Source organism: Streptomyces sp. MBT53 (assembly GCF_016654115.1).
Taxonomy (GTDB): Bacteria; Actinomycetota; Actinomycetes; order Streptomycetales; family Streptomycetaceae; genus Streptomyces.
Genome location: NZ_JAEQAZ010000104.1, coordinates 24,343 through 31,105, shown reverse-complemented (window position 1 = coordinate 31,105; position 6,763 = coordinate 24,343). Strand labels below are relative to the sequence as shown.

Genomic DNA, 6,763 nt, shown 5'->3' with positions numbered 1-6,763 from the left:
GGTGGTGGGTGGGCATAGGTCGGGGGTCTGGGGGCGGAGCCCCCAGGGACGCCCGCACCAAGGCGGCGGTGAGTCAGAGCCCCCGTTACAGCCACGGCACTCCCCGCTTGGCGGAGCCGTTACGCTGGAGGCGTGGCAGTCGTCGATGTTTCCGAAGAGCTCAAGTCCCTCTCCTCGACCATGGAGTCGATCGAGGCCGTCCTGGACCTGGACAAGCTGAGGGCAGATGTCGTCGTCCTTGAGGAGCAGGCGGCAGCGCCCTCCCTGTGGGACGACCCGGAGGCGGCGCAGAAGGTCACCAGCAAGCTGAGTCACCTCCAGGCCGAGATCCGCAAGACCGAGGCCCTGCGCGGCCGGATCGACGACCTCTCGGTCCTCTTCGAGATGGCCGAGGAGGAGGACGACCCGGACACCCTCGCCGAGGCGGAGCACGAGCTGACCGCCGTCAAGAAGGCGCTGGACGAGATGGAGGTCCGGACTCTTCTTTCCGGCGAGTACGACTCCCGGGAAGCCGTCGTCACCATCCGCGCGGAGGCCGGCGGCGTCGACGCCTCGGACTTCGCCGAGAAGCTGCAGCGCATGTACCTGCGCTGGGCCGAGCGCCACGGCTACAAGACGGAGCTCTACGAGACGTCGTACGCCGAAGAGGCCGGCATCAAGTCGACCACCTTCGCCGTGCACGTCCCGTACGCCTACGGCACGCTCTCGGTCGAGCAGGGCACCCACCGGCTGGTGCGGATCTCGCCCTTCGACAACCAGGGCCGCCGTCAGACCTCGTTCGCGGGTGTCGAGATCCTGCCGGTGGTCGAGCAGACCGATCACATCGAGATCGACGAGTCCGAGCTGCGGGTGGATGTCTACCGGTCCTCCGGGCCCGGTGGTCAGGGCGTCAACACCACCGACTCCGCGGTCCGCCTCACCCACCTGCCCACCGGCATCGTCGTCTCCTGCCAGAACGAGCGCTCGCAGATCCAGAACAAGGCCAGCGCGATGAACGTGCTCCAGGCCAAGCTGCTGGAGCGCCGCCGCCAGGAGGAGCAGGCCCGGATGGACGCCCTCAAGGGCGACGGGGGCAACTCCTGGGGCAACCAGATGCGTTCGTACGTCCTGCACCCGTACCAGATGGTCAAGGACCTGCGTACGGAGTACGAGGTCGGTAACCCCGAGGCCGTGTTCAACGGCGAGATCGACGGCTTCCTGGAGGCCGGAATTCGCTGGCGCAAGCAGCAGGAGAAGTAACTCCGCGCATAGCTCCGCGAGTTGCTTTCGAGTGACTTTGTCGACAAGGCAACTGCCGTCCACCGGGCGGCAGTTGCCTTTCGCGTATCCGGATGTCTGGGTTTTACATCACACTCACAGGTTCCATCCCCCAGCAAAGAACCCTTAGTTGGACATTGCGCTCGCAACGGCCTTGACGTTGCTGTGAAAAATGGGAAGGGTAAAGCGTGGCATGCGTGTCTCCGGGGCGCATGTGAACCGGGGGAGTCGAGCTTTCGCCAGCCGCTACCCCTGTCGATCACGGCCCCGGACACCGACGCATCACTGACGACGAGCTACATGGGGGTAGCAACCTAATGACGAAGAAGACGCGGATCCGTGTCGCGCGCATAGCGGCGGGCGCGATCATCGCCGCCGGCGCCTCGCTGACCGCCGCGGGTGCCGCATCGGCGCTCGACCTGGGTGTGACGCTGAGCGCGACCACCGCCGACGACCCCGCGCCCGGCGACGGGACCGACACCCCGGCCCCGACCGAAACCGGTCTCCCGACCGCGCCGAACTCCCCGACGGAGGAGCCGCCGACCTCGGAGCCCCCCACGCAGGAGCCGCCGACCTCGACGCCTCCCACCGACGAGCCGACCGAGCCCACGGACAACCCCACCGAGCCCACGGACGAGCCGACGACCGACAGCCCGTCGGACGGCAGCACCAGCGGCTCCGGCACCGGCTCCACCGGCGGCAACAACACCGACCCCGACGGCGGCTCCTCCGCCCAGGAGGCCGGCACCTCCGCCCTCACCGACACCGGTTCCGACACCTCGGCCCAGGGCAGCGGTGACGAGCTGGCCGAGACCGGTGCGGGCCAGACCGCGTTCCTGCTGATCGGCGCCGCGACGATGATCGCCGGCGGCATCGCCTTCCGCGTCCTCCCGCGCCTCGGGACCGGTCGCAACGGCACGGCCGCCTGACGGTAGCCGTCCCCGTACGGACCGTACGCACGTCGTACGACGAAGGGCCCGGAGCTTGTCGCTCCGGGCCCTTCCTTGTGTCCTCGTCCAGGCCGCCTAAGCGGTCTGGTGCGCCACCAGCGCCAGCGCCGCGATCAGCACCGCGAGCAGGGCGATCAACGCCATGGGGTTGAGATTGCCCCACGGGTTCTCCTGCTGCAGCCGCGCGCGGTTCGCGCGGCAGACGGGACAGCGGCCCTCGTTCACGGGCGCCGCGCAGTTCGCGCACACCAACCGGTCGTACGTCATGCGCTCGCCCTCCTTGCACCGGCTATCACAGACACAACGCCCCGGGATGCCAGAACGTTCCCGAACGTTCCCCTCCACTGTGCCAGGTTCCGCGGGATTCGGCGCGGCTCGCCTTATCCTGCCCCGACCTTGTGCGTTCCAGCCCTTCAGATCCGCGACAAAACGTGCAAGCCTCGCACAACCCTGGAGGGCGACTGCGCGGGCACACCCAGGTCGCGTATGGTCACGCTCACCTACCCCCGGCTACCCGTGGTGCTCCCGTGATCCGATTCGACAGTGTCTCCAAGGTCTACCCCAAGCAGACCCGCCCCGCTCTCAGGGACGTCTCCCTGGAAGTGGAGAAGGGCGAGTTCGTGTTCCTCGTGGGGTCCTCCGGCTCCGGAAAGTCCACCTTCCTGAGGCTGGTCCTCCGCGAGGAGCGGTGCAGCCAGGGCCAGGTGCACGTGCTGGGCAAGGACCTCGCCCGCATCTCCAACTGGAAGGTGCCGCAGATGCGCCGCCAGCTGGGGACCGTCTTCCAGGACTTCCGTCTGCTGCCCAACAAGACGGTCGCCGAGAACGTGGCCTTCGCACAGGAGGTCATCGGCAAGTCCAAGGGCGAGATCCGCAAGTCCGTGCCCCAGGTGCTCGACCTCGTCGGGCTTGGTGGCAAGGAGGACCGGCGCCCCGGTGAACTCTCCGGTGGTGAGCAGCAGCGCGTGGCCATCGCGAGAGCCTTCGTGAACCGGCCCAAGCTCCTCATCGCGGACGAGCCCACCGGCAACCTCGACCCGCAGACCTCCGTCGGCATCATGAAGCTGCTCGACCGCATCAACCGGACGGGCACCACCGTGGTGATGGCGACGCACGACCAGAACATCGTGGACCAGATGCGCAAGCGCGTCATCGAGCTGGAGGGCGGCCGCCTCGTCCGTGACCAGGCGCGTGGCGTCTACGGCTACCAGCACTGACCGCCGTTCGACCGCCGTCTGAAGTCCGTCCACGGAAAGGCCTGAAGAAGCCGCCATGCGCGCCCAGTTCGTACTGTCCGAGATCGGTGTCGGTCTCCGCCGCAACCTGACGATGACCTTCGCGGTCGTCGTCTCCGTAGCCCTGTCGTTGGCCCTCTTCGGCGGCTCGCTCCTGATGAGCGACCAGGTCACCACGATGAAGGGCTACTGGTACGACAAGGTCAACGTCTCGATCTTCCTCTGCAACAAGAGCGACGCCGAGTCCGACCCCAACTGCGCCAAGGGCGCGGTGACCGACGACCAGAAGAAGCAGATCGTCTCCGACCTCGACAAGATGTCGTCGGTCGTCCAGAAGGTCACGTACGAGTCGCAGGACGAGGCGTACAAGCACTACAAGCAGCAGTTCGGCGACTCCCCGCTGGCCAGTTCCCTCACTCCGGACCAGATGCAGGAGTCGTACCGCATCAAGCTCAAGGACCCGGAGAAGTACCAGGTCATCGCGACGGCCTTCGACGGCCGCGGCGGTGTCCAGTCGGTGCAGGACCAGAAGGGCATCCTGGACAACCTCTTCGGCCTGCTGAACGGCATGAACTGGGCCGCCCGCGCGGTCATGGCGCTGATGCTCGTCGTCGCCCTGATGCTGATCGTCAACACGGTGCGCGTCTCGGCGTTCAGCCGTCGCCGTGAGACCGGCATCATGCGGCTGGTCGGCGCGTCCGGGTTCTACATCCAGGCGCCGTTCATCATGGAGGCCGCCGTCGCCGGTCTCATCGGCGGCACGGTCGCCTGCGGATTCCTGGTGATCGGCCGGTACTTCATCATCGACCACGGCCTGGACCTGTCCCACAAGCTCAATCTGATCAACTTCATCGGCTGGGACGCCGTCCTGACGAAGCTCCCGCTCATCCTCGCGACGAGTCTCCTGATGCCCGCGCTGGCAGCGTTTTTCGCGCTGCGCAAGTACCTGAAGGTGTGACGCATGCCAAGAGGGCCGTACGGGCAACCGCCCGTGCGGCCCTTCCCGTTGTCCTAGACTCACCGCCATGTCAGGCCGCGACCTGTTCTGTCAGCCCCGCCGCATCCGCCGCGGGGCCGCCCTGACATTGGTGTTCGCGAGCGTGCTCGTCGCCGGCGCGGCGACCGGCTCGTTCGAGGAACCCGGCAGCCCGGACCGTAAATCGGCGTCCGGTACGGCCCGTTCGGCGCCCCTCGGCCGTACCGAGGAGGTCGCGAAGGCCGCCGCCGACGCCAAGGCCGACGGCAAGTCGCCCATGGAGGCCGCCGAACGCGCCGTCAGCCGCAGCGGGGACCGCTGGGGCGCCGTGTACTCCCAGGGGGAGTACGAGGAGTTCGAGGAGGCCCTCGACGGCCAGTACACCGGCGTCGGGCTCTGGGCCCGCCGGGAGCGCGACGGCCGGATCGAGGTGACCAAGGTGCAGTCCGGGTCGCCCGCCGCCACCGCGGGCGTCCGCAAGGGAGACCGGCTGCGGACCGTGGACGGCGAGAACGTCGACGGACAGCCTGTCACCGAGGTCGTGTCCTTACTGCGCGGCGACGCCCAGGACGCCGCCGCCGGCACCACCGTCACCCTCGGCCTGGAACGCGGCACGCACGCGTGGAGCGAGACCGTGCGGCGCGCCCGCCTCTCCACCGACTCCGTGACCGTCACCAGACCCGCCGGCGAGGTCACCGTCATCAAGATCTCCGCGTTCACCAAGGGCGTCGGCGACATCGTCCGCACCGCCGTCCGCCAGGCCCCCGCCGACTCCGGCTTCATCCTCGACCTGCGCGGCAACTCCGGCGGCCTCGTCGCCGAGGCCGTCACCACCGCCTCCGCCTTCCTCGACGGAGGCCTCGTCGCCACGTACGACGTGGACGGCGAGCAGCAGGTCCTGCACGCGGCCACCGGCGGCGACACCACCAGACCGCTGGTCGCGCTCGTCGACGGCGGCACGATGAGCGCGGCCGAGATGCTCACCGGCGCCCTCCAGGACCGCGGCCGCGCGGTCGTCGTGGGCTCCAGGACCTTCGGCAAGGGCTCGGTCCAGATGCCGAGCCAACTCCCGGACGGCGTCGTCGCCGAACTCACCGTCGGCCACTACCGCACCCCCTCCGGCCACACCGTCGACGGCCGGGGCATCACCCCCGACCTCGATGTCACCGCGCAGGGACAGGCCGCCGTGGAGCGGGCCGAGACCGTACTGAGCGGGCTCGGGGACGCGTCGTAGGGGTTTCCCGCGGCCGTCCGTAATCGCCTTTCCCTCACGCCCCCTCGTAGTGCGAAAATGGTCAGCACTATGAGCAAGGGAATGTACGTACCCAAGGAGTCCCAGCCCAAGCAGGGCGGCGGGGCCGCGAAGGCCAAGGACGGCAAGCGCAAGATCGTCGCGCAGAACAAGAAGGCCCGGCACGACTACGCGATCGTCGACACCTACGAGGCCGGGCTCGTCCTGACCGGCACCGAGGTCAAGTCGCTGCGCCAGGGGCGCGCCTCGCTGACGGACGGCTTCGTCCAGATCGACGGGGGTGAGGCGTGGCTGCACAACGCCCACATCCCCGAGTACAGCCAGGGCACCTGGACGAACCACACGGTCCGCCGCAAGCGCAAGCTGCTGCTGCACCGCGAGGAGATCGACAAGCTGGCGTCGAAGTCGGAGGAGACGGGTCACACGATCGTGCCCCTCGCCCTGTACTTCAAGGACGGCCGGGCAAAGGCCGAGATCGCGCTCGCGCGAGGCAAGAAGGAGTACGACAAGCGGCAGACCCTGCGCGAGAAGCAGGACCGCCGGGAGTCGGACCGCGCGATCGCCGCCGCGAAGCGGAAGCAGCGGGGCGAGTAGCCACGGGGAATACGGTGGCATCGGCGTGCGTTGGTCACGTACGATGGCTACTGCACCCCACAGCGGGTGCGCCCCCTCCTCGGAGGGACTTGAAAAAACAACATGGGGATGATCGGTTTCGACAGCGGCTGTCGAAGCAGGTGAAGCGTGTCGAGGAAGCGGCAATGATCTCGTTAACCATATGTCGCAACCAATAATCGCCAATTCCAAGAGCGATTCCCAGTCCTTCGCCCTCGCTGCCTAATAACAGCGACTGAAGGACCCTAAAAGGGTGTCAGACCGGGGATGTTCCCGACCCGGACCCTGGCATAATCTAGGGAACTAAACCATCGGGCCCGGTCACGGGGTCCGGTGGGAAATCAAACAGTGACTGGGCCCGTCGGCGACTTGTTCGCGTGATTGCCGGGGCCGAGAAAATCACAGCGAACTGCACACGGAGAAGCCCTGATTCTGCACCGGTGGACGCGGGTTCGATTCCCGCCATCTCCACTCATCCCAT

7 protein-coding genes and 1 other RNA gene are annotated in these 6,763 nt (G+C 67.8%); 7 read left to right on the top strand and 1 reads right to left on the bottom strand.

The window, feature by feature from the left end; translation table 11 throughout:
- Positions 1–132 precede the first annotated feature (132 nt).
- Entirely contained in the window at positions 133–1,239 is a 1,107-nt protein-coding gene (gene prfB, locus JHN45_RS31680) for a peptide chain release factor 2 (RefSeq protein WP_200711925.1), read from the top strand.
- A gap of 335 nt (positions 1,240–1,574) precedes the next feature.
- Positions 1,575–2,186, top strand: a complete 612-nt coding sequence (locus JHN45_RS31675; protein ID WP_201052141.1) for a hypothetical protein — start codon at positions 1,575–1,577, stop codon at positions 2,184–2,186.
- A 96-nt stretch (positions 2,187–2,282) separates the two neighbouring features.
- On the opposite strand, the gene JHN45_RS31670 is transcribed toward JHN45_RS31675, so the two are convergent.
- Positions 2,283–2,474 (bottom strand): hypothetical protein, encoded by a 192-nt coding sequence (locus JHN45_RS31670; RefSeq protein ID WP_019056429.1) that lies wholly within the window; start codon positions 2,472–2,474, stop codon positions 2,283–2,285.
- Positions 2,475–2,734: 260 nt separating this feature from the next.
- Here JHN45_RS31670 and ftsE point away from each other — a divergent pair, with 260 nt between their 5' ends.
- The 5 genes from ftsE to ssrA all read left to right on the top strand — a co-directional run bounded on the left by ftsE (position 2,735) and on the right by ssrA (position 6,756).
- Complete coding sequence (ftsE, locus tag JHN45_RS31665) at positions 2,735–3,424, top strand: cell division ATP-binding protein FtsE (RefSeq protein WP_019065989.1); 690 nt, start codon at positions 2,735–2,737, stop codon at positions 3,422–3,424.
- 55 nt (positions 3,425–3,479) lie between these two features.
- Positions 3,480–4,400, top strand: coding sequence for a permease-like cell division protein FtsX (gene ftsX, locus JHN45_RS31660; RefSeq protein ID WP_200711923.1), 921 nt, complete (start codon positions 3,480–3,482; stop codon positions 4,398–4,400).
- A gap of 67 nt (positions 4,401–4,467) precedes the next feature.
- Positions 4,468–5,652 (top strand): S41 family peptidase, encoded by a 1,185-nt coding sequence (locus JHN45_RS31655; RefSeq protein WP_201052139.1) that lies wholly within the window; start codon positions 4,468–4,470, stop codon positions 5,650–5,652.
- 69 nt (positions 5,653–5,721) lie between these two features.
- Positions 5,722–6,264 carry an SsrA-binding protein SmpB gene (gene smpB / locus JHN45_RS31650; protein ID WP_043259227.1) on the top strand — a complete coding sequence of 181 codons (543 nt, stop codon included), beginning with the start codon at positions 5,722–5,724 and terminating at the stop codon, positions 6,262–6,264.
- Positions 6,265–6,368: 104 nt separating this feature from the next.
- Positions 6,369–6,756: a transfer-messenger RNA gene (gene ssrA / locus JHN45_RS31645) on the top strand.
- The last annotated feature ends 7 nt before the right edge of the window (positions 6,757–6,763 follow it).

Coding starts and splice junctions, on each gene's coding strand:
- ftsX (WP_200711923.1), top strand. CDS start 3,480: ATGCGCGCCCAGTTCGTACTGTCCGAGATCGGTGTCGGTCTCCGCCGC.
- JHN45_RS31655 (WP_201052139.1), top strand. CDS start 4,468: ATGTCAGGCCGCGACCTGTTCTGTCAGCCCCGCCGCATCCGCCGCGGG.
- JHN45_RS31675 (WP_201052141.1), top strand. CDS start 1,575: ATGACGAAGAAGACGCGGATCCGTGTCGCGCGCATAGCGGCGGGCGCG.
- smpB (WP_043259227.1), top strand. CDS start 5,722: ATGAGCAAGGGAATGTACGTACCCAAGGAGTCCCAGCCCAAGCAGGGC.
- JHN45_RS31670 (WP_019056429.1), bottom strand. CDS start 2,474: ATGACGTACGACCGGTTGGTGTGCGCGAACTGCGCGGCGCCCGTGAAC.